General features: G+C 66.8%; 21 protein-coding genes. 14 read left to right on the top strand and 7 right to left on the bottom strand.

Annotation, left to right across the window (positions count from 1 at the left end; genetic code table 11):
- Positions 1-7: 7 nt before the first annotated feature.
- From hslV to LWW89_RS08260, 3 genes are all read left to right on the top strand, one after another.
- Positions 8-544, top strand: a complete 537-nt coding sequence (gene hslV, locus LWW89_RS08270; RefSeq protein WP_293263606.1) for an ATP-dependent protease subunit HslV — start codon at positions 8-10, stop codon at positions 542-544.
- Between the two features lie 14 nt (positions 545-558).
- Positions 559-1,908, top strand: a complete 1,350-nt coding sequence (gene hslU / locus LWW89_RS08265; RefSeq protein WP_293263605.1) for an ATP-dependent protease ATPase subunit HslU — start codon at positions 559-561, stop codon at positions 1,906-1,908.
- Between the two features lie 259 nt (positions 1,909-2,167).
- Complete coding sequence (locus tag LWW89_RS08260; protein WP_293263604.1) at positions 2,168-3,055, top strand: AEC family transporter; 888 nt, start codon at positions 2,168-2,170, stop codon at positions 3,053-3,055.
- 47 nt (positions 3,056-3,102) lie between these two features.
- Here the strand turns inward: LWW89_RS08260 and LWW89_RS08255 are convergent, their stop codons facing one another.
- From LWW89_RS08255 to LWW89_RS08230, 6 genes are all read right to left on the bottom strand, one after another.
- Positions 3,103-3,570 carry an RNA-binding S4 domain-containing protein gene (locus LWW89_RS08255; protein ID WP_365781225.1) on the bottom strand — a complete coding sequence of 156 codons (468 nt, stop codon included), beginning with the start codon at positions 3,568-3,570 and terminating at the stop codon, positions 3,103-3,105.
- Entirely contained in the window at positions 3,567-4,211 is a 645-nt protein-coding gene (locus LWW89_RS08250; protein ID WP_293263603.1) for a glutathione S-transferase family protein, read from the bottom strand. The genes LWW89_RS08255 and LWW89_RS08250 overlap by 4 nt, the downstream gene beginning before the upstream one ends.
- 78 nt (positions 4,212-4,289) lie before the next feature.
- On the bottom strand, positions 4,290-4,856 hold the full coding sequence (locus LWW89_RS08245) for a response regulator transcription factor (RefSeq protein ID WP_293263602.1): 567 nt from the start codon (positions 4,854-4,856) through the stop codon (positions 4,290-4,292).
- Positions 4,853-6,220: an ATP-binding protein gene (locus LWW89_RS08240; protein WP_293263601.1), complete on the bottom strand. Its 1,368-nt coding sequence runs from the start codon at positions 6,218-6,220 to the stop codon at positions 4,853-4,855. The genes LWW89_RS08245 and LWW89_RS08240 overlap by 4 nt, the downstream gene beginning before the upstream one ends.
- A gap of 154 nt (positions 6,221-6,374) precedes the next feature.
- Positions 6,375-7,649: a diaminopimelate decarboxylase gene (lysA, locus tag LWW89_RS08235; protein WP_293263600.1), complete on the bottom strand. Its 1,275-nt coding sequence runs from the start codon at positions 7,647-7,649 to the stop codon at positions 6,375-6,377.
- Complete coding sequence (locus LWW89_RS08230; protein ID WP_293263599.1) at positions 7,646-7,972, bottom strand: lipoprotein; 327 nt, start codon at positions 7,970-7,972, stop codon at positions 7,646-7,648. Before LWW89_RS08230 ends, lysA begins: the two co-directional genes overlap by 4 nt.
- A gap of 123 nt (positions 7,973-8,095) precedes the next feature.
- On the opposite strand from LWW89_RS08230, the gene cyaY reads away from it, so the two are divergent.
- On the top strand, positions 8,096-8,422 hold the full coding sequence (gene cyaY / locus LWW89_RS08225; protein ID WP_293263598.1) for an iron donor protein CyaY: 327 nt from the start codon (positions 8,096-8,098) through the stop codon (positions 8,420-8,422).
- A gap of 142 nt (positions 8,423-8,564) precedes the next feature.
- On the opposite strand, the gene LWW89_RS08220 is transcribed toward cyaY, so the two are convergent.
- Entirely contained in the window at positions 8,565-10,799 is a 2,235-nt protein-coding gene (locus tag LWW89_RS08220; RefSeq protein ID WP_293263654.1) for a penicillin-binding protein 1A, read from the bottom strand.
- Positions 10,800-11,038: 239 nt separating this feature from the next.
- Between LWW89_RS08220 and LWW89_RS08215 the strand changes: the two genes are divergently transcribed.
- The 10 genes from LWW89_RS08215 (at position 11,039) to LWW89_RS08170 (ending at position 25,007) form a co-directional block, all read left to right on the top strand.
- Complete coding sequence (locus tag LWW89_RS08215; RefSeq protein ID WP_293263597.1) at positions 11,039-12,118, top strand: pilus assembly protein PilM; 1,080 nt, start codon at positions 11,039-11,041, stop codon at positions 12,116-12,118.
- Positions 12,115-12,705 (top strand): PilN domain-containing protein, encoded by a 591-nt coding sequence (locus LWW89_RS08210; RefSeq protein WP_291488190.1) that lies wholly within the window; start codon positions 12,115-12,117, stop codon positions 12,703-12,705. The genes LWW89_RS08215 and LWW89_RS08210 overlap by 4 nt, the downstream gene beginning before the upstream one ends.
- Complete coding sequence (pilO, locus tag LWW89_RS08205) at positions 12,702-13,361, top strand: type 4a pilus biogenesis protein PilO (protein WP_291488188.1); 660 nt, start codon at positions 12,702-12,704, stop codon at positions 13,359-13,361. The genes LWW89_RS08210 and pilO overlap by 4 nt, the downstream gene beginning before the upstream one ends.
- Positions 13,358-13,909, top strand: a complete 552-nt coding sequence (locus LWW89_RS08200) for a pilus assembly protein PilP (protein WP_291488186.1) — start codon at positions 13,358-13,360, stop codon at positions 13,907-13,909. The genes pilO and LWW89_RS08200 overlap by 4 nt, the downstream gene beginning before the upstream one ends.
- Entirely contained in the window at positions 13,909-15,987 is a 2,079-nt protein-coding gene (gene pilQ, locus LWW89_RS08195; protein WP_291488184.1) for a type IV pilus secretin family protein, read from the top strand. Before LWW89_RS08200 ends, pilQ begins: the two co-directional genes overlap by 1 nt.
- Before the next feature lie 71 nt (positions 15,988-16,058).
- Positions 16,059-16,625, top strand: coding sequence for a shikimate kinase (locus LWW89_RS08190; RefSeq protein WP_291488182.1), 567 nt, complete (start codon positions 16,059-16,061; stop codon positions 16,623-16,625).
- Positions 16,607-17,692: a 3-dehydroquinate synthase gene (gene aroB, locus LWW89_RS08185; RefSeq protein ID WP_291488180.1), complete on the top strand. Its 1,086-nt coding sequence runs from the start codon at positions 16,607-16,609 to the stop codon at positions 17,690-17,692. Before LWW89_RS08190 ends, aroB begins: the two co-directional genes overlap by 19 nt.
- A 271-nt stretch (positions 17,693-17,963) precedes the next feature.
- The gene (gene gltB, locus LWW89_RS08180; RefSeq protein WP_293263596.1) at positions 17,964-22,652 is read left to right on the top strand and encodes a glutamate synthase large subunit; all 4,689 of its coding nucleotides are present in this window, start codon (positions 17,964-17,966) and stop codon (positions 22,650-22,652) included.
- The gene (locus LWW89_RS08175) at positions 22,652-24,124 is read left to right on the top strand and encodes a glutamate synthase subunit beta (RefSeq protein WP_293263595.1); all 1,473 of its coding nucleotides are present in this window, start codon (positions 22,652-22,654) and stop codon (positions 24,122-24,124) included. The genes gltB and LWW89_RS08175 overlap by 1 nt, the downstream gene beginning before the upstream one ends.
- A 175-nt stretch (positions 24,125-24,299) precedes the next feature.
- Positions 24,300-25,007 (top strand): YEATS-associated helix-containing protein, encoded by a 708-nt coding sequence (locus LWW89_RS08170; protein WP_293263594.1) that lies wholly within the window; start codon positions 24,300-24,302, stop codon positions 25,005-25,007.
- Positions 25,008-25,055 lie beyond the last annotated feature (48 nt).

Raw genomic sequence — 25,055 nt, 5'->3', positions numbered from 1 at the left:
AGCCATCATGGAGCAATACCACGGCACGACCATCGTCTCGGTGCGCCGGGGCAACACCGTCGCCCTGGGCGGCGACGGCCAGGTGACCCTCGGCCACATCGTCGTCAAGAGCACCGCGCGCAAGGTGCGCAAGCTTTACCAGGATCGCATCCTGGCCGGTTTTGCCGGCGCCACGGCGGATGCCTTCACCCTGTTCGAGCGCTTCGAGGCCAAGCTGGAGAAGCACCAGGGCCATCTGATCCGCGCCGCCGTCGACCTGACCAAGGACTGGCGCACCGACCGGGTGCTGCGCCGGCTGGAGGCCATGCTGGCCATCGCCGACCGGGAACATTCCCTGATCATCACTGGCAACGGCGACGTGCTCGAACCCGAGCACGGCCTGGTGGCCATCGGCTCCGGCGGCGCCTACGCTCAGGCGGCGGCCCTGGCCCTGCTGCACAACACCGAACTGCCGCCCGAGGAGATGGTGCGCAAGTCCCTGGAGATCGCCGGGGACATCTGCATCTACACCAACCGCAACTTCACCATCGAGACCCTGGATTAAGGGAGACGCCGCCCATGAGTACCATGACTCCCGCCGAGATCGTCAGCGAGCTGGACAAGCACATCGTCGGCCAGAACGCCGCCAAGAAGGCCGTGGCCATCGCCCTGCGCAACCGCTGGCGGCGCGCCCAGGTGGCCGAGCCGCTGCGCCAGGAGATCACCCCCAAGAACATCCTGATGATCGGCCCCACCGGCGTGGGCAAGACCGAAATCGCCCGGCGCCTGGCCCGGCTGGCCAACGCCCCGTTCATCAAGATCGAGGCCACCAAGTTCACCGAGGTAGGCTATGTGGGCCGGGACGTGGACACCATCATCCGCGACCTGATGGAGATCGCCATCAAGAACGGGCGCGAATCGGCCATGAAGCAGGTGCGGGTGCGCGCCGAGGATGCCGCCGAGGAGCGGGTGCTCGACGCCCTGCTGCCGCCGGCCCGGGGCAGCGGCGGCGCCGGCTTCCTCGCCCATGAGGGCGAGGCGGCGCCCCAGGATTCGGCCACCCGGCAGAAATTCCGCAAGATGCTGCGCGAGGGCAGCCTGGACGACAAGGAAATCGAGATCGAGGTGGCCCTGCCCGGCATGCAGGCGGAGATCTTCGCCCCGCCGGGGATGGAAGAACTGACCAGCCAAATCCAGGGCATGTTCCAGAACCTGGGCGGCGGCAAGAAGAAGACCCGCAAGCTGAAGATTCCCGAGGCCCTCAAGCTGCTCACCGACGAGGAGGCGGCCAAGCTGGTCAACGACGAGGAGGTGAAGCTCGACGCCCTGAAGAACGTGGAGCAGAACGGCATCGTCTTTCTCGACGAGATCGACAAGATCGCCAGCCGCTCGGAGGCCCAGGGCGCCGACGTGTCGCGCCAGGGCGTGCAGCGCGACCTGTTGCCGTTGGTGGAAGGCACCACCGTTTCCACCAAGTACGGCATGGTCAAGACCGACCACATCCTGTTCATCGCCTCCGGCGCCTTCCACCTGGCCAAGCCCTCGGACCTGATCCCGGAATTGCAGGGACGCTTCCCGATCCGGGTCGAGCTGGGCTCCCTGTCGGTGGCCGACTTCGAGTGCATCCTGACCCAGACCGACGCCTGCCTGACACGCCAGTACGAGGCCCTGCTCGCCACCGAGGGGGTGGGCCTGGAATTCACCCCGGACGGCATCAAGCGCATGGCCGAGATCGCCTGCCAGGTGAACGAGAAGACCGAGAACATCGGCGCCCGCCGCCTGCACACGGTGATGGAGCGGCTGCTCGAAGAAGTCAGCTTCGACGCCGGCAAGCCGGGCCTGACCAAGGTGGTGATCGACGCCCCCTTCGTCGAGGAGCGTCTCGGCAACCTGGCCGGCAACGAGGACCTGTCGCGCTACGTGCTGTAAGGCAGAACGGCCGGGGGCTTCTACGGCCGTTGGCCTAAAGTCTAGTATCCACGCCACTCTTCAGGCATGAGCGCCGGAGAGTGGCGTTTTTATTGGCTCTTGGCGGTAGATGCCTGAAGATCGGCCACTGGCGCGGGGTTTGGCAGGGCTGGGTAAAAAACACCGGAAAAAACCTTAGCAGGCTACCATTCCTCCTGGCCCCGCCGCGCCCACGCGACGGTCGGCGCCGACAACAACGATAAAACGGAGACATCCCCCCATGCTGATGCGCATCGTCGCCATCGTCTTTCCCGTGTTCGCGGTGATCGCCGCCGGCTGGTGGTACGGCCGGCGCAAGAAGCCGGACATGACCTTCGCCAACCACCTCAACATGGACGTGTTCGTCCCCGCCCTGGTGTTTGCCGCCATGGCCGACAAGTCCTTCGACCTGGTGGCCAACTGGGGCCTGGCGGTGGGCGCCCTGGTGGGGGTGGCGGGCTCCGGCGCGGCGGCGCTGCTGATCGCCCGCTCCTCCGGCGTGGCGGCCAAGACCCTGGTGCCCACCTGGATGTTCAACAACTGCGGCAATCTGGGCCTGCCCCTGGCGGTGCTGGCTTTCGGCGAGCAGGCCCTGGCCCCGGCGGTGGTGCTGTTCCTCGTGTCCAACCTGCTGCACTTTTCCTTCGGTGCCTGGTACCTGGACCACCACACCCGCCTCGCCAACCTGTGGAAGATCCCCACGGTGATCGCCAGCGTCGCCGGGGTGGCGGTCAGCCTGACCCACTTCCCGGTGTGGGCGCCCCTCAAGATCGCCATCAAGATGCTCGGCGACGTGTCGATTCCACTATTGCTGTTTTCCCTCGGGGTGCGCCTGGCCAGCTCCAGCCTGTCGTCGATCCCCCTGGGCGCGGCCAGCGCCGTGGGCCGGCCCCTGGTGGGCCTGGCCCTGGCCTTCGCCACCATCTGGGCCCTGGGGCTGGAAGGCCAGCAGCGGGCGCTCCTGATCATGTTCGGCGCCCTGCCGCCGGCGGTGCTCAACTACGTGTTCGCCGAGCGCTATCACCAGGAGCCGGACAAGGTGGCCTCGATGGTGATGATCGGCAACCTGGCGGCCCTGGGCTTCATTCCCCTGGCCTTGACCCTGGCCTTGCCCGGGACGAGCTTCTAGCGGCGCCCTGCCGGCCGGACGGCCCGGGGGGGGCTGGGAGCGCCGCTTCAGCGGAAGCGGTCGATCTGGCGCCGGTCGCGCTTGGTGGGGCGGCCCTTCAGCCCCTCGCCGGGAGTCGGGGCAAGGCGACGCAGTTCGGCGGCGGTGTGGCGCTTGTCCCGGGACGCGGCGCTTTCCTCGTACAAGGCCCGGGCATCCGGGGCCGGGCGGCGCAGGGGATTCACCGCCCGTACCGTGACCGTGTAGCGCTGCTCCCCGGCCAAGATCTCCAGCTCATCGCCGGCCTTCACCTCCCGGGCCGCCTTGGCCGGCCCGCCGTTCCAGCGCACCTTGCCGCCGTCGATGGCGGTGGCGGCGGCGCTGCGGGTCTTGAAGAAGCGTGCCGCCCACAGCCACTTGTCGAGGCGCAGGCGCCCGGCCGGGTCGGCCCCGGGCACCTGATCCAGGGGCGTCACCGGCGGCTCGGCGTCGCGGTCTGCGGCGGCGGGATCGGTCATCGCTGCGTGTTCGCTCATTTGGCCAGCAGGGCCTTCAGTTCGTCCTTCTCGGCGGCCAGTACCCGCTGCACCGCCGGACGGGCCAGCATGCGCTGGTGCCAGGCGGCCAGGCGCGGGAAGGCGGACAGGTCGAGCCGCCAGCGCTGGGGCCAGTGCCAGAAGGGCAGCAGGTAGGCATCCACCAGGGAGTAGTGCTCGCCGAGCAGCCAGGGCTTGTCGCCCAGGCGCTGCTCGGCCACCGCTAGGGCCGCCAGGTAGCGTTCGCTGCCGGCGGCCTTGATGCCCGCTTCCCGGGTCGGGTCGGCGAGGAACTTGGCCGGCTTCCACACCGGGCCGGAGGCGGCGTGCAGGCTGTAGCCGATGAAGCTCATCCATTCCGCCGCCCGGGCGCGGGCCAGGGGCGAGGTGGGCAGCAGGTCGGCCCCCGGGTGGGTGTCGGCCAGCCAGGTGAGGATGGCGGCGGCTTCACTCAACAGCTGGCCGTCGGGCAGGGCCAGGGCGGGAATCTGGCCGGCCGGGTTGATGGCCTGGAATTCGGCGGACTGGGCCTCGCCGCGGATCAGGTCCACGGCCACGCGGCGATGGGCCAGACCCAGTTCTTCCAGGGCGACGAACACGGCCTGGGAGCAGGCGCCGGGGAAATGGTAGAAGGTCAGCATGGGCGGTGTCTCCGGTCATTGTTGTAGGAAAAGACCGGAGTCTAGCAGCGCCGCAGGCGGGAGGCTTGGTGCGCCCGCCTACTCGCGTACCGGGCGCTTGGCCAGTTTGCGTTGCAGCGTGCGGCGGTGCATCTTCAGCGCCCGGGCGGTGGCCGAGATGTTGTTGTCGTGGTCGGCCAGCACCTTCTGGATATGCTCCCACTCCAGCCGGTCCACCGACAGGGGGTTGTCGGCCACCGGGATCGAGGCGTCGCCGCCGCTGCGCGCCAGGGCCGCCACCACCTCATCGGCGTTGGCCGGTTTGGCCAAGTAGTGGGTGGCGCCGAGCTTGATCGCCTCCACCGCCGTGGCGATGCTGGCGTAGCCGGTGAGCACCACGATGCGGGTGTCGGCCCCCAGGGCGTGCAGCCGTTCCACCAGGGTCAGGCCGGAATCGCCGGGCAGCTTCAGATCCACCACCGCGTATTCCGGCGGCTCCTGGGCGGCCAGGGCGTAGCCCGATTCGGCGTCCTCGGCCACGCTCACGGCGAAGCCGCGCCGCTCCAGGGCGCGGCCCAGGGTGCGGCGGAACACCTCGTCGTCGTCCACCAGCAGCAGGGTGGGGGCGTCGGTATCGGCGGAGGGGAGGGGCGGCGTGTCGGTCATGGCGTGTCGGGGGTGGCAGGGCCGGGGCCCAGGCGGATGAGGGGCAGGTCGATGCGGGTCAGGGTGCCGGGGCCGTCGTCCCGGGGCACCAGGCTGACCTGGCCGCCGAGGCGCTCCACCGCGGCGTTGGCGAGGAAGTAGCCGATGCCCAGGCCGTCGCGCTTGCTGGAGGCCACCGGCGCGCCCAGGCGCTGGCCCAGGGCGCCGGGGCCGGGGCCCCGGTCGGCGATCGACAGGATCAGCCGGTCGCCGTCGATGCGGCCGGTGAAACGCAGGGGCTCGCCCCCTTCCGGCGTGGCGTCGGCGGCGTTGTCGAGCAGGTTGAGCAGGGCGTTCTCCAGGGCCCGTTCCGGGGCCACCGGCGTGGTGCCGGCGCCGGACAGGTCGCACACCAGCCGGGCCCGAGGGCGGATCACTTGCCATTCGTCAGCCAGGGCGGCGAGCCAGTCCGCCACCGGCAAGGGCGTCCGGGCCGGCTCGGCGGCGGCGGCGATTTCCTTGAGGATGGTCTTGCAGCGGCCCACCTGGTCTTCGAGCAAGGCCAGTTCGTCCTGGAGCTCGGCATCGTCGGGCCGCTCGCGGCGCAACTCGTGCAGGGTCACCGCCAGGGTGGACAGGGGCGTGCCCAGCTTGTGGGCGCTGCCGGCGGCGAGGGTGGCGATGCCGATCAGGTGCTCGTGGCGCAGAGCCTGTTCCCGGGCCTCGGCCAGGGCCTGTTCCCGCTCGCGCAGGGCCCGGGCCAGGCGGGTGACGAAGATACCCACCACCGTGGCGCTGGCCACGAAGTTGAACCACATGCCCACCACGTGCAGGCCGAAGCCGCTGTGTACGTGCTCGCTACCCTCCGCCGGGGCGAACAGGGCGTCCAGGGCCGAAAGGTCGAGACGGGGCGTGGGCAGGGGATGGTAGACCACCATCAGCAGGGAATAGGCCCCCAAGGTGAGGGCGGCCATGGCCGCCACGTAAGGGGCCGACAGGGAAGCGGCCACCAGGGTCAGGGGCACCAGCAGCATCGAGACGAAGGGGTTGGCCGAACCGCCGGCGCAGTAGAGCAGCACCGCCAGCACCGCCACGTCCACGGCCAACTGGGCCAGCACCAGCTTTTCGCCGGCGGCGGCATCCCGCCCGGCCAGGCTGTGCAACTGGCGGCGCAGCACCAGGTTGGCCAGGGGCAGGACGCCGATGGCCGAGAGCATGACCGGCAGGGGCAGGGGCATGCCCAGCCCCAGGGTGGCGGCGAGGAGTACCGCCAGCTGGCTGGCCACCTCGAAGCGGCGCAGCGGCACGAGGCGGTGCAGCAGGGCGGTGGGTGTGCCGGGGGCTGCGGGCGAGGTGGATGTGGGCACGGGCAGGGGAGGGGGCAACGGGGAACGGTCCGATTCTAGCCGGAGCAAGGCGGAATCAGGAGGCGGGGGCCTGCGGCATTCGGTCACGCCGTAAGGTCGGCCGGGCGTAGACGGCAAACCGGCGCGGGCCTGGGCAGGCGACGCGCCGGTTTGTCGGGGAGGCGTGGGGGCCTCAGGGCAGCAGGGCTTCCCCGGCGTATAGCTCGGCCACGGTCTCGCGGCGGCGCACCAGGTGGGCCTGGCTGCCGTCCACCATCACTTCGGCGGCCCGGGGGCGGGTGTTGTAGTTGGAGCTCATGGCCATGCCGTAGGCGCCGGCCGATTGCAGCGCCAGGCGGTCGCCCGAGGCCAGGGCCAGTTGCCGGTCGTGGCCGAGGAAGTCGCCGGTTTCGCACACCGGGCCGACGATCTCGTAGGTGCGCGCCTGGGCGTCGCTGCGCTCGACCACTGGCACGATCTCGTGCCAGGCGTCGTAGAGGGCCGGGCGGGCCAGGTCGTTCATGGCCGCATCGACAATGGCGAAGCTCTTGGCGGCGTTGGGCTTGAGGAATTCCACGGTGGTCAGCAGCAGGCCGGCGTTGCCCACCAGGCGGCGGCCCGGCTCCATGACCACCGACAGGCCACGGCCGGCCAGTTTGTCGAGCAGCGGGTTCAGGTAGTCGCGCACTTTGGGTTCCGCGTCGTCGGCCTGGTAGCGGATGCCCAGGCCGCCGCCGATGTCCACGTGGTGCAGGGCGATGCCCCGGGCGGCCAGCCGGTCCACCAGGCCGAGGATCTTGTCCAGGGCTTCGACAAAGGGCGAGGGATCGAGAATTTGGGAGCCAATGTGGCAGTCGATACCGGTTACCGCGATGTGCGGCAGGGTGGCGGCGCGGGCATAGAGGGCCTCGGCCTCGTCGAAGGCCACGCCGAACTTGTTCTCCTTGAGGCCGGTGGAAATGTAGGGGTGGGTCTTGGGGTCCACGTCCGGGTTCACCCGCAGGCTGATCGGGGCGCGCTGGCCCAGCTCGCCGGCCACCGCGTTGAGGCGGTCCAGCTCGGGGGCGGATTCGACGTTGAAGCAGCGGATGCCGGCCTCCAGGGCTTGGCGCATCTCGGCGGCGGTCTTGCCCACACCGGAGAACACCACCTTGGCCGGGTCGCCGCCGGCAGCCAGCACCCGGGCCAGTTCGCCGCCGGAGACGATGTCGAAGCCGGCGCCCAGGCGGGCGAAGACGTTGAGGATGGCCAGGTTGGAGTTGGCCTTGACCGCGTAGCAGACCAGGGCGCCTTGGCCGGCCGGGTGGGCGGCCAGGGCGTCGGCGTATTCCCGGTAGGCCCGGGTCAGGGCGGCGCGGGAATAGACGTAGCAGGGGGTGCCGTACTGATCGGTCAGGGCGTCCAGGGCGACGCCTTCGAGATGCAGGCGGCCGTCGATGCGGGTGAGTTCGGGAGCGAGCAGGGTCATGGCTTGGATGGGGTGGAGGTGCTGGTGGCGCCGGTGGCGGGGGCGCTGGGTTGGCCCGTGCTAACATCCGGCGACGCCGGGGTTGCCGTCGTGCCTTGCGGCGCCGGCTTGGCCGTGGCGGCGGGCGGCTGGACGCCGACGCCGACTACCGGCACGATCGGCACATGCCCGGGCGTCAGGCCCTGGCCCGGCGGCAGGGTGAGCGGCCCCTTGGTGCCGCAGCCCGCCAGGACAAGGCCAAGGCCGAGGACGGCGGGAACGGCCAGGGCGAGCGCCCGGGGTGCCCGCGTGGTGCCGGAAGAGTGCCGTGGATGTTTGATCATGGGCGAGAAAAGGCTGAAAGCAGGCTGGGAGCGGCGCTGCTGCGGCGTTCCCGCCGCGATGTCAGTAATGTCAGCATGGACGCGCCGCAGCGCCCGAAAAATGGACAAGGATGGTAGCACAGCATGAATGATGCCGAATTCAACGCCCTGGCCGACGCCACCCTGGCGCGCCTGGAGGCCGCCCTGGAGGCGGCGGTGGATGCGGGGGCCGACTTCGATTTCGAACTGGCCCCCGGGGGCATCCTGGAGGTAGAGTTCGACGATGGTGGCAAGATCGTGGTGAACCGCCACGGTGTGGCCCGGGAAATCTGGGTGGCGGCCCGCTCCGGCGGCTTCCACTTTCGCGCCGAGGACGGCGTGTGGAAGGACACCCGGGACGGCGTGGAACTGTTCGAGCGCCTGGAGGCCCTGATCGCGACTCACGGTGGGGCGCCGGTGCGGCTGCGCTGAGGCGCTGCACGTCGCGTAACGTTCGGTACGGAAGAAAAACGGCCCTGGCGATGGGTGGCGCACGCAGGTCGCGCCTCCCTTCACCAGGGCCGTTTGCCGTATGGAGCCACCCGGCGCGGGCGGCTCCGGGGCCGGCGCCGGGTCAGTCTACCGGCTTGGCGCCGTCGTCCTTCGGTTCCGGCGGAATCTGGGCCGGGACGTTCTCGTTGTAGAAGAACTCCTTCACCGTGCCGCCGCGCCGCTCGTTGACCACGTCCACCGCCGTCAGCCCCTCGGGGGTGGGCCGGGTTTCCTCGGGGACGTCGCGCAGGGCTCGGGACATGTAGCCGATCCATACCGGTAGGGCGGCGGCGCCGCCGGTTTCGCCGATGCGCTTGGGCTGGTCGTAGCCGATCCAGGTGCAGGCGGTGGTGCTCATCTGGTAGCCGCAGAACCAGGCGTCCACGTAGTCGTTGGTGGTGCCGGTCTTGCCCGCCAGGTCGCGCCGCTTGAGCTGGACGCTGGCCTTGGCGGCGGTGCCGTAGATGGTCACGTCGCGCAGCATCGAGTCCATCAGGTAGGCGTTGCGTGCGTCGATGGCGCGGATGTTCTCGTCGCCGGCCTGCACCGGTTCGGCCTGGGCCAGCAGTTGGCCGCGCTCGTCGCGGATTTCCTTCACCACGTAGGGGCGGATGCGGTAGCCGCCGTTGGCGAACACGGCGTAGGCCGACACCATCTGCCAGGGGGTCACCGAGCCGGCGCCCAGGGCCATGGTCAGGTAGGGCGGGTGCTTGTCGGCGTCGAAGCCGAAGCGGGTGACGTAGTCCTGGGCATAGTGGGTGCCGATGGCCTGAAGGATGCGGATCGACACCAGGTTCTTCGACTTGGCCAGGGCGGTGCGCATGCGCATCGGGCCCTCGTACTTGCCGTCGTAGTTCTTCGGTTCCCAGGCGGTGCTGCCGGTTTGCGAGGCCGGGATGGTGAGGGGCTCGTCGTTGATCACCGAGGCCGGGGTAAAGCCCTTTTCCAGAGCCGCCGAGTAGATGAAGGGCTTGAAGCTGGAACCGGGCTGGCGCCAGGCCTGGGTGACGTGGTTGTACTTGTTGCGGTTGAAGTCGAAGCCGCCGATCAGTGCCTGGATGGCGCCGTCCTTGGGCGAGACGGCGACGAAGGCCGCTTCCACCTCGGGCAGCTGGGCGATCTGCCAGCCGCCCTTGTCGGCCTTGGCCAGGCGCACCAGGGCACCGCGGCGCAGGCGCTTGTTGGGGGGCGCCTTCTCGTCGAGCATGCGCTGGGCGAACTTGATGGCGTCGCCGGTGAGGGTGAGGATTTCGCCGCCGCGCTTGTACACCTTGATCTGCTTGGCGTCGGCGGCCAGCACCACGGCGGCTGCCAGGTCGTCGCTGTCCGGGTGGTCGGCGAGGAATTCGTCAAAGGCCTCGTCGTTGTCGCCGCTCACGTCCTTCATGTCCATGAAGGCCTCGGCGCCCCGGTAGCCGTGGCGCCGGTCGTAGTCGAGCACACCGCGGCGCAGGGCGTTGTAGGCGGCTTCCTGGTCGGCGGTGTTGAGGGTGGTGATGACCTTGTAACCCCGGGTATAGACATCGTCGGGGAAGCGCTCGGCCACCATCTGGCGGGCCATTTCGGTGACGTACTCGGCGTGCACCGCGAAGGCGTTGGCGTCGCGCTTGACCACCAGGGGTTGTTCCAGGGCTTCCTGCTGCTGCTTGTCGGTGATGAAGCCGAGTTCGTGCATGCGGCGCAGCACGTACTGCTGGCGCAGCCGGGCACGCTTGGGGTTGGCCACCGGGTTGTAGGCGGAGGGCGCCTTGGGCAGGCCGGCGAGCATGGCCGCCTCGGCCACCGTCAAGTCCTTGATGGACTTGCCGTAATAGATCTGGGCGGCGGAGGCAAAGCCGTAGGCGCGCTGGCCCAGGTAGATCTGGTTGATGTACAGCTCGAGAATCTGGTCCTTGGTCAGGCTGTGCTCGATCTTGAACGAGAGCAGGGCCTCGTAGAGCTTGCGGGTGAGGGTCTTTTCCGACGACAGGTAGAAGTTGCGCGCCACCTGCATGGTGATGGTGGAGGCGCCCTGGCGCTTGCCGCCGGAGGTCAGGTTGGCCACCGCGGCGCGCAGGATGCCCAGGGTGTCGATCCCGCCGTGCTGGTAGAAGCGCTCGTCCTCGGCGGAGAGGATGGCCTGCTTCATGACCGCTGGCACGTCCTGGATGCGCACCACGGCGCGCCGTTCTTCGCCGAATTCGCCGATCAGCTGGCCGTCGGCGCTGTAGATGCGCAGGGGGATCTTCGGCCGGTAGTCGGTTAGGGCCTCCAGGGAGGGCAGGTTGGGATAGGCCATGGTGACGACGATGCCCACCAGGGCGGCGCCCACCACCATCAGGCTGACGATGAGGAGCAGCGGGTACAGAATCCAGCGCGAGACGTTTGACACGATGAGAATGGTTCCAGTGAGGTGGGGCAATTATACGGAGGCAGCCGTTAAGCCAAAAATCGCTTTACACCTCCATGCCTTGTTGCTAGCATTTGACGTAAATTATTTGTATCAGCTGCAAGCGGTTAATTTTTAAAGAAAATTTTTGAAATAGTTTCCTAAGAAACATTTCAGGGGGAATCGGTTTGCGGCTCGACCTCTCTCTATTCGGCCCCAAGGCGCAGCCCTTGGTGGGCCTGGATATCAGTTCCTCCGCCGTGAAAATGGTGGAGCTGTCCGCTTTGGGCAAGAACGACTTCCGCGTCGAACGCTATGCCATCGAGCCTCTGCCCAAGGATGCAGTGGCCGACGGCAACGTGGTCAATCTCGATGCCGTCTCGGATGCCGTCAAGAAAGCCTGGCGGCGCCTCAACTCCACCGCCCGCAACGTGGCCATGGCCCTGCCGGCGGCGGCGGTGATCACCAAGAAGATCATCGTTCCGGCCGGCCAGCGCGAAGAAGAACTCGAAGTCCTGGTGGAGTCCGAGGCCAACCAGTACATTCCCTTCGCCCTCGAAGAGGTGAACCTGGACTTCCAGGTCATCGGCGAGGCGCCGTCGTCGCCGGACGAGGTCGAAGTGCTGATCGCTGCCTCGCGCAAGGAAAAGGTTGAGGACCGGGTGGCCGTGGCCGAGAGCGCCGGGCTCAAGCCGGTGGTGATGGACGTGGAATCCTACGCCACCCTGGCGGCTTTTTCCTTCGTCGAGCGCCAGTTGCCCGACGGCGGGCAGAACCAGATCATCGCCCTGGTGGACGTGGGGGCCAACGTCACCAATCTCACGGTGCTGCGCAACGGCCAGCCGGTATATACCCGGGAACAGGCCTTCGGCGGCAGCCAGCTGACCCAGGACATTTCCCGCCACTACGGCATGCCCCTCGACGAGGCGGAGTCGGCCAAGCGCGCCGGCACCCTGCCCGACGACTACGAGGGCGAGTTGCTGCGACCCTTCGTCGAGAACCTGGCCCTGGAAGTGTCCCGGGCCCTGCAATTCTTCTTCACCTCGACCCAGTACAGCCAGGTGCACCAGGTCGTCCTGGCCGGCGGCTGTGCCGTGATTCCGGGCATCGACGAGGCGGTGGCTGCTCGCACCCAGGTCAATACCCAGGTCGCCAATCCCTTTGCCGGCATGCCGGTGTCGGACAAGGTGCGGGCCAAGAACTTGGCCAACGACGCCCCCGCCCTGCTGGTGGCCTGCGGCCTGGCGATGCGGAGGTTCGACGCATGATCCGGATCAACCTGCTCCCCCACCGGGAAGCCAAGCGCAAGGCGCGGCGCCAGCAGTTCTACAGCCTGGCCGGTTTGGCCGCGGCCCTGGCCGTGGTCATCATCGTCTTGGTGTTCTCCGTGATCTCCGGCTACATCTCCTCGCAGGAAGAGGAGAACGCCTTCCTCAAGCAGGAGGTCGCCACCCTCGACAAGCAGATCGAGCAGATCAAGCGCCTCAAGGAGCAGACCCAGGCCCTGCTGGCGCGCAAGCAGGTGATCGAATCCCTGCAACTCGACCGGGCCGAGCCGGTGCTGCTGCTCTCCGAGCTGGCCAAGCAGGTGCCGGACGGGGTCTATCTCAAGCTGATGAAGCAGGAAGGGCAGAAAGTCACCCTGGGGGGCTATGCCCAGTCCAACGCCCGGGTGTCCACCCTGATGCGCAACCTCGAGGCATCGCCCTGGCTGGAGCGTCCGGCGCTGATCGAGATCAAGGCAGTGGACGTCAACAAGCGGCGCCTTTCCGAGTTCAGCATGACGGTATTCATCACCCGCCCCGATGCCAATGCTTCGGATGCCAAGCCGGTGGCGGCGAAGGACAAGCCATGACCTCGTTCGAGCTTCCCAAGATCGACGTCCAGGACCTCGCGGCCCAGTTCCGCAACCTGAACCCCAACGACCCCGGTGCCTGGCCTCTGGTGCCGCGGGTGGCGGTGCTGGTGGGCATTTTCATCGCCCTGCTGGTGGCCGGCTGGTGGTTCGTCTGGTCGGATCAGCTGACCGAACTCGACGGTAAGCGGCAGGAGCTGGATAAGCTCAAGCAGGAATACCTGGACAAGAAGAAGCAGTCGGTGAACCTGGAGCTCTACACCCAGCAACTCAGCGAGATCGACCGTTCCTTCGGCGCCATGCTCAAGCAGTTGCCCAACAAGGCCGAGGTGGAGTCGCTGCTGGTCGAAGTGAACCAGGCCGGCCTGGGGCGTGGGCTGCAATTCGAGCTGTTCAAGCCGGGCAGCGAAGCCCTCAAGGATTTCTATGCCGAGCTGCCGATCCAGCTCAAGCTGATCGGCAATTACCACGACTTCGGCGCTTTTGCCGCCGACATCGCCAAGCTGCCGCGCATCGTTACCCTGAGCAACATGAGCATCACGCCCCAGCCGAAGGATGGCGGACTGGTCCTGGACGCTACGGCGCGGACCTTCCGTTACCTGGACGATAACGAGGTGGCGGCCCAGAAGAAGGCGGCCAAGGGAGCCAAGAAATGAGCCGCATGCCGACTTGGCCGGCCGCCTGCGCCATGCTCGGCGCCCTCGTCCTGGCGGCCGGGTGCTCCAACAACCACGACGACCTGAAGGCCTGGATGGCCGAAAGTGGCAAGGATCTGCGCGGTCGGGTGCCGCCGCTGCCGGCGGTGAAGCCCTACGAGCCGGCGGCTTACGATCCGGGCGGTACCCTCGACCCCTTCCGCGTTGCCAAGCTGGAGCCGGAAGGTCGCAAGGGCTCGGGGCCGAGCAAGTTCTCCCCGGACTTCGAGGCCCGGGATGCGCGCAACAACGAATTGGAGCGGGTGCCCCTCGAATCGCTGCGCATGATCGGCTACCTGAAGATCGGCAAGACGCCCTACGCCGTCGTCCAGTTCGACCAGAAGATCAAGCAGGTGCGGATCGGCGACTACGTGGGCCAGGACTTTGGCATCGTGACGGAAATCAAGGAAAGCGAAGTGGCTGTGCGGGAGCTCGTCCAGGACTCCACGGGAGACTGGGTGGAGCGGAGCAACACGCTCTTGCTGCAGGATACGAGGGAGGGGAAATAATGATTCGCAAGTGGCTAAGAGTGCTGGTTGCCGCCGCCGCGGTGCTGCTGGCACCCGCTGCGGGCGCGGCGGACGGGCAGAACCGGATCGAGTCGTTCAACGTCACCCAGCAGGGGGGCGAAGTCCTGATGAAGCTGACCTTCCGCGAGCCCCTGGCGGCTCCGCCGGTCGGTTTCGCCGTGGCCAACCCGGCACGCATCGCCCTCGACCTGCAAGGAGTCGCCAATGGTCTGGGGCGCAATTCCCAGGTGCTCAACGAGGGTGACCTGCTGAGCGTCAATTTGGTGGAAACCCCGGCCAAGACCCGGCTGGTGCTTAACCTCAACCAGTCGATGACCTATCAGACCCGGCTGGATGGCAATGCGTTGTTCGTGAGCCTGAAGCCTGTCGTACGGGGGGCTGCGGCGGTGAGTCAGACCCGTTTTGCCGAAGAGCGCCCGACCGAAGTTCGCCATGCGGTGCGCGACATCAATTTCCGTCGCGGCAAGGATGGCGAAGGCCGGGTGGTGGTGGATTTGTCGGACCCCGGCGTTGGCATAGATATCCGCCAGCAGGGATCGGTTTTGCTGGTGGATATACAGAAAGCCACTTTGCCTGAGTCTCTTCGTACCCGCTTCGATGTGGCCGATTTCGCCACACCGGTGACGGCGGTGACGGCGGCCCAGAAGGGCGACAACGTTCAACTCACGATTTCCCCCCGAGGGCTGTGGGAGCATAGTGCCTATCAGGCAGAGAATCAGTTTGTCGTTGAGGTCAAACAGATCGTCGAAAACCCGAACAAGCTGGTGCAAGGAAGCAAGCTTGGTTATCAGGGGCCCAAGGTTTCGATCAGCTACCACAATGGCGACGTACGCCAATTGCTGCGGGTGATGGCCGAGGAACTGGGGCTCAACGCCGTAATCAGTGAAACGGTGACAGGCACCACCACCCTGGTGCTCAAGGATGTACCGGCGGACCAGGTGCTGGACATCATCTTCCAGCAGAAGGGGCTGGACATGCGCCGCAACGGCAACGTCATCCTGATCGCGCCGCGGGACGAGATCGCCACCCGGGAAAAGCTTGATCTGGAAGCCAAGCAGCAGATTGGAGACCTGGAAGCCGTCACGCAGGAGAGCTACCAGCTCAACTATGCCAAGGCGCCGGACGTGCTCAAGCTGCTGACCGATCATCTGTCGAAAAAGGGCAAGGCATCCTATGATCCGCGCACCAACATCTTGTTCGTCAGCGATACGCCCTCCCGTCAGGAAGAAGTGCGACGGTTGATCTCGACGGTGGACAGGCCGGTGCGTCAGGTGATGATCGAAGCCAAGATCGTTGAGGCTTCGGATTCCTTCAACCGTAGCCTTGGCGCACGGCTGGGGTTCGGCACGCAGCAAAGGTTGCCAGGTGGGCCGAATATCATCACTGGCGGTAACCTTAACCAAACTGCCTACTTTGCGAATCAGGTTACAACCCAGCCGACTCTGGGCAAAGACTTCAACGTGAACCTGCCGGCATCCACCATTGGTGGTTCAGCAGCGGGGGCGCTGTCCTTTGTTCTTTACAACTCCAACGCTTCCCGTTTCCTCGATCTGGAAATCTCGGCGCTGGAGGCTGATGGCCGTGGCAAGATCGTTTCCAGCCCCCGGGTCGTGACGGCCAACCAGGTCGAAGCTTTGATCGAACAGGGGGTGGAAATCCCCTATCAGCAGGCCACCAGCTCCGGGGCGACGTCGGTCAGTTTCCGTAAGGCCAACCTGTCACTCAAGGTGAAGCCGCAAATCACGCCGGACGGGCGCATCACCCTATCGGTGGACGTGAATAAGGACACTCCGAACACCACCATATCGACTGGCGCCGGCGTGGCGATCGATACCAAACACGTCAAGACCGAGGTACTGGTGGAAAACGGTGGGACGGTGGTGATTGGTGGCATCTACCAGCAAAACTTGCAAAGTAGCACCACCCGCATCCCCTTCTTCGGCGATCTGCCCCTGATCGGGTTCCTGTTCCGCCACGAGGACAAGCAGGACAACAAGACGGAACTGCTGGTCTTCATCACGCCCAAGATCATCAGCGAATCCCTGACCCTGCGCTGAGCGCGGGCCTCGTGCGCCCCGGGCGGCTTCTGCCGGACCGGGGCGTTTTTCATTCCTGCTAGAATCCCGGCGTGAAGCCATTTCCTGACAATATTTACCTGGTGGGGCTGATGGGTGCGGGCAAGACCACGGTCGGCCGTCTGCTTGCCCGGCGCCTGCACAAGCGGTTCATCGATTCGGATCACGAAATCGAGGCCCGTACCGGTGTCGCCATTCCCATCATCTTCGAGATCGAGGGCGAGGCCGGGTTTCGCCGCCGCGAGGCCCAGACCATCGCCGACCTGACCCAGGAATGCCCGGTGGTGATGGCCACCGGAGGGGGCGTCGTGCTCAATCCGGAAAACCGGGCCAACCTCAAGGGAGGTGGCTTCGTGGTCTACCTGGCGGCGTCGCCGGAACTGTTGTTCGAGCGCACCCGCCACGACCGCAACCGTCCCCTGTTGCAAGTGGCCGACCCCCTTGGGCGCCTGCGCGAGCTCCACGCTCAGCGCGATCCCCTGTACCGCGAAGTGGCCGATCTAGTGGTCGAATCCCCCGGGCCCAGCGCCCAGGCGGTCGCCCAGTTCCTGCTGCGCGAACTCACCCGGCAATTTCCCGATTCCGAGCACGAGGCTTCTTCATGCAACCCCTGCGCGTAGCCCTGGACGATCGCGCCTACGACATCCACATCGGCACCGGCCTGCTGGACGATGTGGCGCCGATCCTGCCCTTCGTCAAGAAAGCCGGCGTGGCCGTGGTCACCAACGAAACCGTGGCCCCTCTGTACCTGAGCCGGTTGGCCGCCGCGTTGCGCCAGGCGGGCGTGGCGGTGATCGAGATCGTGCTGCCCGATGGTGAGGCTTACAAGGATTGGCCGACCCTGAACCGGATCTTCGATGTGCTGCTGGAACAGCATGCCGAGCGTTCGACGACCCTGATCGCCCTCGGGGGCGGCGTCATCGGCGACATGACCGGTTTTGCGGCAGCGTGTTACCAGCGGGGTGTGCCCTTCATCCAGATCCCCACCACCCTGCTCTCCCAGGTGGATTCGTCGGTGGGCGGCAAGACCGCCATCAACCACCCCCGTGGCAAGAATATGATCGGCGCCTTCTACCAGCCGAAGCTGGTGCTGGCCGATCTGGACACCCTGGATACTCTGCCCGATCGGGAGCTGGCCGCCGGGTTGGCCGAAGTCATCAAGTACGGCCTGATCCGCGATCCGGAATTCCTGGTTTGGCTGGAAGCCAACATGACGCGCCTGCTCGCCCGCGACAAGGAGGCCCTGGCCTACGCGGTGCGCCGTTCCTGTGAGCACAAGGCCGAAGTGGTGGCCGCCGACGAGAAGGAAGCCGGTGAGCGGGCCCTGCTCAACCTGGGCCATACCTTCGGCCATGCCATCGAAACCGGGCTGGGCTACGGCGAATGGCTGCACGGCGAGGCGGTGGCCGCCGGCACGATGATGGCGGCCGAGCTGTCCCGCCGTCTCGGCTGGTTGGGCGAGTCCGACGTGCAACGCATCGAGGCCCTGTTCCGCGCGGCCGGCCTGCCGGTGTGCGGCCCCAATCTGGGGGCGGAGCGCTATCTGGAACTGATGAGCCACGACAAGAAGGTCCAGGACGGGCGCCTACGCTTGGTGCTGCTCGAGCGGCTCGGTCGGGCGGTGCTCAGCGATGCGGCGCCGGAGGCGGAAATCCGGGCGGCCATCGCCGCCCGGGTGGCTGCCTGAAACCCTTGCGGGGCGGGGCGTTGGCACGGAGCGAAGAGCGCGTGCGGCGACCGTGAAATTGTTGCGCCGCAATGCCTTGATCGCCTAGTTCTAACGGCGTATAGTTTGCGGTTCGTCTGTGAAAACGACTGACCACTTTCGTCGGGAAAGCGGATACAAAAGCCGGGAGCGTCTGAGCCCGGCTTTTTTGCCGCCCCTGATTTGCTGTCAACCTGCTCGCCCGCCCAAACATTAGGGGGTTTGCGAGATGTTTGATGAAGGAAAAAGCGTGATGCAATCGGCTGTCCCTGCGGCGCAGGGTTTGTACGATCCGGTCAACGAAAAGGATGCCTGTGGCGTCGGTTTCGTGGCCCACATCAAAAACCAAAAGAGTCACGCGATCGTCGAGCAGGGTCTGCAGATCCTGAAGAACCTCGACCATCGTGGCGCCACTGGCTACGACCCGCTGCTCGGCGACGGCGCGGGCATCCTCATTCAAATGCCGGATGCCTTCCTGCGCGACGAAGCCGGCAAGCTGGGCATCACGCTGCCCAAGGCCGGTGAGTACGCCTGTGGCATCGTCTTCCTGCCCCAGTCCGCCAACGGCCGCGCCGCTTGCGAATCGGTGATCGCTCGGGTGATCTTCGAAGAAGGCCAGACCCTGCTCGGCTGGCGCGACGTTCCCCGCGACAACCGGGGCCTGGCCGAAGCTGCCCGCGACATCGAGCCGATGATGCGCCAGGCGTTCATCGCCAAGTCCGCCGACCTGGGCGACCAGGACGCCTTCGAGCGCAAGCTGTTCGTCATCCGCAAGCGGGTCGAGCACGAAGTACGCAAGCTCAAGCTGGACGACGGCAAGCAGTTCTACATCCCGTCCCTGTCCTCCCGCACCATCAACTACAAGGGCATGCTGCTGGCCCACCAGGTGGGCGAGTACTACCTGGACCTGCAGGATTCCCGCGTCGTTTCTGCCCTGGCCCTGGTGCACCAGCGCTTCTCCACCAACACCTTCCCCACCTGGGATCTGGCCCACCCCTTCCGCATGATTGCCCACAACGGTGAAATCAACACCGTGCGCGGCAACGTGAACTGGATGAAGGCCCGCCAGAAGGCCATGTCCTCCCAGTGGCTGAAGGAAGACCTGGACAAGCTGTGGCCCCTGATCGTGGACGGCCAGTCCGATTCCGCCTGCTTCGACAACGCCCTCGAACTGCTGGTGATGGGCGGCTACAGCCTGTCCCACGCCATGATGATGCTGATCCCCGAAGCCTGGGCCGGCAATCCCCTCATGGACGAAGAGCGCCGCGCCTTCTACGAATACCACGCCGCCCTGATGGAACCGTGGGACGGCCCCGCCGCGGTGGCCTTCACTGACGGCCGCCAGATCGGCGCCACCCTGGACCGCAACGGCCTGCGCCCGGCGCGCTACCTGGTGACCGACGACGGCTTGGTGATGATGGCCTCGGAAATGGGTGTGCTGACCTTCCCCCAAGAGTCCATCGCCAAGAAGTGGCGCCTGCAACCCGGCAAGATGTTCCTCATCGACCTGGAGCAGGGGCGCATCATCGACGACGCCGAGGTGAAGCAGTCCCTGTCCTCGGCCAAGCCCTACCGCCAGTGGATCGAGCAGTCCCGCTACTTCCTCGCCGACCTGCCCAAGGCCGAGCCCGTGGCGCCGTCCGCCGTGTCCCTGCTCGACCTGCAGCAAGCCTTCGGCTTCACTCAGGAAGACATCAAGTTCATCCTGCAGCCGATGGCCGCCGCCGGCGAAGAAGCCACCGGCTCCATGGGCAACGACAGCCCGCTGACCGTGCTGTCCAACAAGGACAAGCCGCTCTACCACTACTTCAAGCAGCTGTTCGCCCAGGTGACGAACCCGCCGATCGACCCGATCCGCGAAGAAATCGTCATGTCCCTGACCAGCTTCATCGGCCCCAAGCCCAACCTGCTCGGCGTCGATGAAACCAACCCGCCGCTGCGCCTGGAAGTGCACCAGCCGGTGCTGACCAACGACGACCTGGCCAAGCTGCGCGCCATCGACAAGTCCAGCGACGGCCGCTACAAGTCCCTGGTGCTGGACATCACCTTCTCCGCCGCCGAAGGCGAGCAAGGCTGCGACAAGGCCCTCCAGGCCGTCTGCGCCGCCGCCGAGAAGAGCGTGGCCGACGGCTACAACGTGCTGATCCTGTCCGATCGCGGCGTGACCGCCAGCCGGGCCGCCATCCCCGCCCTGCTGGCTTGTGCCGCCGTCCACCACCACCTGGTGAAGGCTGGCCTGCGCACCTCCACCGGCCTGGTGATCGATACCGGCTCCGCCCGCGAAACCCACCACTTCGCCCTGCTCGCCGGTTACGGCGCCGAGGCCGTCTGTCCGTGGCTGACCATGGACACCCTGGCCGAGATCGCCAAGGGCCTGCCCGGCGAAGTGTCCGCCTACGAGGCTCAGAAGCGCTTCATCAAGGCCGTCAACAAGGGGCTGAACAAGGTCATGTCCAAGATGGGCATCTCGACCTACCAGTCCTACTGTGGCGCCCAGATTTTCGAAGCCATCGGCCTGGCCTCCGACTTCGTCAAGCGCTACTTCCCCGGTACCGCCACCCAGGTGGAAGGCATCGGCCTCAAGGATGTGGCCGAGGAAGCCCTGCGCGTGCACCGTGCCGCTTTCGGCAACGACCCGGTCCTGGACGACATGCTCGAGACCGGCGGCGAATACGCCTTCCGTATCCGCGGCGAAGAGCACATGTGGACCCCGGACGCCATCGCCAAGCTGCAGCACTCGACCCGCTCCGGCAAGTTCGACTCCTACAAGGAGTACGCCAAGATCATCAACGACCAGAGCAAGCGCCACCTGACGCTGCGCGGTCTGTTCAAGATCAAGCAGGCCGGCGCTCCGGTGCCCCTGGAGGAAGTCGAATCCGCCAAGGACATCGTCAAGCGCTTCGCCACCGGCGCCATGTCCCTGGGTTCCATCTCCACCGAAGCCCACACCACCCTGGCCGTGGCGATGAACCGCATCGGCGGCAAGTCCAACACCGGCGAAGGCGGCGAGGATGCCAACCGCTTCAAGCCGGTCAAGGGCGGCCAGATGCTGTCCGAGATCATCGGCGCCGGCCGCATCGCCCGCGACCTGGAGCTGAAGGACGGTGATTCCCTGCGCTCCGCGATCAAGCAGGTGGCCTCCGGCCGCTTCGGCGTCACCGCCGAGTACCTGGCCAACTCCGACCAGATCCAGATCAAGATGGCCCAGGGCGCCAAGCCCGGCGAAGGCGGCCAGCTGCCCGGCCACAAGGTCTCCGAGTACATCGGCGCCCTGCGCCACTCCGTGCCCGGCGTCGGCCTGATCTCCCCCCCGCCGCACCACGACATCTACTCCATCGAAGACCTGGCCCAGCTGATCCACGATCTGAAGAACGTGAATCCGGTGTCCTCCATCTCCGTGAAGCTGGTGTCCGAAGTGGGCGTGGGCACCGTGGCCGCCGGCGTCTCCAAGGCCAAGGCCGACCACCTGGTGATCGCCGGCCATGACGGCGGCACCGGTGCCTCGCCCCTGTCCTCCATCAAGCATGCCGGCACCCCCTGGGAGCTCGGCCTGGCCGAAACCCAGCAGACCCTGGTGCTCAACCGTCTGCGCGGCCGCATCCGCGTCCAGGTGGACGGCCAGATGAAGACCGGCCGCGACGTGCTGATCGGTGCCCTGCTCGGCGCCGACGAGTTCGGCTTCGCCACCGCGCCGCTGGTGGTGGAAGGCTGCATCATGATGCGCAAGTGCCACCTGAACACCTGCCCGGTGGGCGTGGCCACCCAGGATCCGGCGCTGCGCAAGAAGTTCACCGGCCAGCCCGAGCACGTGGTCAATTACTTCTTCTTCGTCGCCGAAGAGCTGCGCGAACTGATGGCCTGGATGGGTGTGCGCACCCTGGACGAGATCATCGGCCGTGCCGACCTCCTCGACATGAAGGACGGCATCGAGCATTGGAAGGCCAAGGGTCTCGACTTCACCAAGATCTTCCACATCCCGGCGGTGGGCGACGACGTGGCCCGCCTCCACGCCGAGACCCAGGACCACGGCCTGGTGAAGGCCCTCGACCACACCCTGATCGAACAGGCCAAGCCGGCCCTGGAAAAGGGCGAGAAGGTGGTGATCGAGTCCAAGATCATCAACGTCAACCGCTCCGCCGGCGCCATGCTGTCCGGTGAGGTGGCCAAGCGCTACGGCCATGCCGGCCTGCCCGACGACACCATCCACGTGAACCTGACCGGTACCGCCGGTCAGAGCTTCGGTGCTTTCCTGGCTCACGGTGTCACCTTCGAGCTGACCGGCGAAGGCAACGACTACGTCGGCAAGGGCCTCTCCGGCGGCCGCATCGTCATCAAGGCTCCGCAAGCCTTCCGCGGCAACACCGCCGAGAACATCATCGTCGGCAACACCGTCCTGTACGGCGCCATCGACGGCGAGGTGTTCTTCAACGGCGTGGCCGGCGAACGCTTCTGCGTGCGCAACTCCGGCGCCACCGCGGTGGTGGAAGGCGTGGGCGACCACGGCTGCGAATACATGACCGGCGGCACCGTCGTCGTGCTCGGCCAGACCGGCCGCAACTTCGCCGCGGGCATGTCCGGCGGCGTGGCCTACGTCCTCGATCTGGAAGGCGACTTCCAGTCCCGCTGCAACCTGGCCCAGGTGGCCCTGGAGCCGGTGCCCGAGGAAGAGGCCGCCGCCGACGCCCTGGGCGAATTCGGCCCGGGCGGCGACCTGTCCGGTCACGGCAAGGTGGACATCCGCCACCTGGCCATGGCCGACGAGGCCCTGCTCAAGTCCCTGATCGAAAAGCATGCCGCGGCCACCGGTTCCGCTCGTGCCAAGGAAATCCTGGCCAGCTGGAGCGATTACCGCTGCAAGTTCGTCAAAGTCATGCCCACCGAGTACGCCAAGGCCCTGGCGAAGCTCAAGGCGCAACGTGAGAACCAACTGGAGGCCGCGTAATGGGTAAGCCGACCGGATTCATGGAGTTCGAGCGTCTCTCCGAGGCTTATCAGCCCGTCGAGGCCCGGCTCAAGCACTACAAGGAGTTTGTCGCCCGCCTGGACGACAAGGATGCGGCCATCCAGGGCGCCCGTTGCATGGACTGCGGCATTCCGTTCTGCAACAACGGCTGCCCGGTCAACAACATCATTCCTGACTGGAATGACCTGGTGTACCGCAACAAGTGGGAAGAGGCCATCGCCGTCCTGCACTCCACCAACAACTTCCCGGAATTCACCGGCCGCATCTGCCCCGCCCCCTGCGAGGCCGCCTGCACCCTGGGCATCAATGAGGAGCCGGTGGGCATCAAGTCGATCGAGCACGCCATCATCGACAAGGCCTGGGAAAACGGCTGGGTGAAGCCTCAGCCCGCTGCGGCCAAGACCGGCAAGAAGGTGGCGGTGGTCGGCTCCGGCCCCGCCGGCCTGGCGGCCGCCCAGCAGCTGGCCCGCGCCGGCCACGCCGTGACCGTGTTCGAGAAGAACGACCGGGTCGGCGGCCTGCTGCGCTACGGCATTCCCGACTTCAAGCTGGAAAAGAGCACCATCGACCGCCGCGTCGCCCAGCTCGAAGCCGAGGGCGTCACCTTCAAGACCAAGGTGCTGGTGGCCGGCAGCAAGGCCGACGTGCCCGCCGGCATCATCAACGATGCCACCGAGGTGGTGACCCCGGCCCAGCTGGACAAGGAATTCGACGCCGTGCTGCTCACCGGCGGTTCCGAAGTGCCCCGTGATCTGCCGGTCCCTGGCCGTGCCCTCAAGGGCGTGCATTTCGCCTTGGAACTGCTCATCCCGCAGAACAAGGAAGTGGCCGGTGACGGCGCTAACCCCATCTCCGCCAAGGGCAAGCACGTGGTGGTGATCGGCGGCGGCGATACCGGTTCCGACTGCGTCGGCACCTCCAACCGCCATGGCGCCCTGTCCGTGACCCAGTTCGAACTGATGCCCCAGCCGCCGGCCCAGGAGAACAAGGCCCTGACCTGGCCCTACTGGCCGATCAAGCTGCGCACCTCCTCGTCCCACGAAGAAGGCTGCTCCCGCGACTTCGCCGTGGCCACCAAGGAGTTCATCGACGACGGCAACGGCAACGTCCGCGCCCTCAAGGCGGTCCGCCTGGAGTGGAAGGACGGCAAGATGAGCGAAGTGCCGGGCTCCGAGTTCGAACTCAAGGCCGACCTGGTGCTGTTCGCCATGGGCTTCACCAACCCGGTGGGCGGCGTGCTCGACGCCTTCGGCGTGAAGAAGGACGCCCGCGGCAACGCCGAGGCCAGCACCGACGGTGAGGGCTGCTATGCCACCAACGTGGACAAGGTGTTCGCCGCCGGCGACATGCGCCGTGGCCAGTCCCTGGTGGTGTGGGCCATCCGCGAAGGCCGTCAGGCCGCCCGCGAGGTGGACCAGTTCCTCATGGGCGCGACCTCGCTGCCCCGCTGAGCGGCGTCCGCACAAGGCCCGTGCAACCCCGCCCCGGCCCCGTGCCCGGGCGGGGTTTTTCATGGGCCGGACTGTGGCATAGTTATGCGCTGATCGTAGAAACGAAACGGCGCGGCGGCATGAACCGCCGCCGAGGAGACCCGGCTGTAGGCCGGATTTAGTTCTGGGGGTTTCGATGGAACTGCAAACGACACTTCAGGTCGCTCAGCCGTCAGGGCTGGCCGACCCACACCTGATGGCCATCCTGGCCATCATCGTGGTCACCGGCCTGCTCGGCGGGCTGGCCAACGCCTTTCTCGCCGACCGGCCCCGGGGCGCGGCGCCGGAACGGGGGCGCTATGCCCTGCTCGGGGTGGTGGCGGCGCTGACCGTGCCCCTCTTCCTCAACATGATCTCGTCCAACCTGCTGGAGTCGGCCCGCACCCGGCCCCTGGACCTGTTCGTCTTCGCTGGCTTCTCGGTGCTCTACGTGGTGGCCACCCGCCGCTTCGTCGAAAACGTCACCCAGCGCCTGTTCAGCCAGCTGGAGCAAATGCGCAGCGACGTCGGCGCCCTGCGCGACCTGAACACCGCCCCGCCGCCGCAGGTGGACAAGACCCCGGAAAGCGCCGAGAACGATGCCAACAGCCTCTCTTACCAGGACGTGGGCATCCTGCGCGCCATCAACGAGGAAAACTTCGTCTACGGCAACCTGGCCGGCCTGGCCGACAAGACCGGCCTGCCCCGGGAGCAGATCAGCGGCCGGCTCGCCGCCCTCAAGGCCCTGGGGCTGATCGAGGCGCGCATCAACGACAAGAGCGTGCTGCACTGGTTCGTCTCCCAGCGCGGCAAGCAGGTGCTCGACGAGGTCCTGGGCGCCCAGGAGGAGCGCAAGTCGGCCTGATGCCCCGGCGGGCGTGGCGTCTTTCCTGGCGCGGCGCCCCCCTTCTGC

It is taken from the genome of Oryzomicrobium sp. (genome assembly GCF_021287045.1).
GTDB lineage: Bacteria > Pseudomonadota > Gammaproteobacteria > Burkholderiales > Rhodocyclaceae > Oryzomicrobium.
Note: the sequence above shows the minus strand (reverse complement) of the source record. Positions and strands in the feature narration are given on the sequence as shown.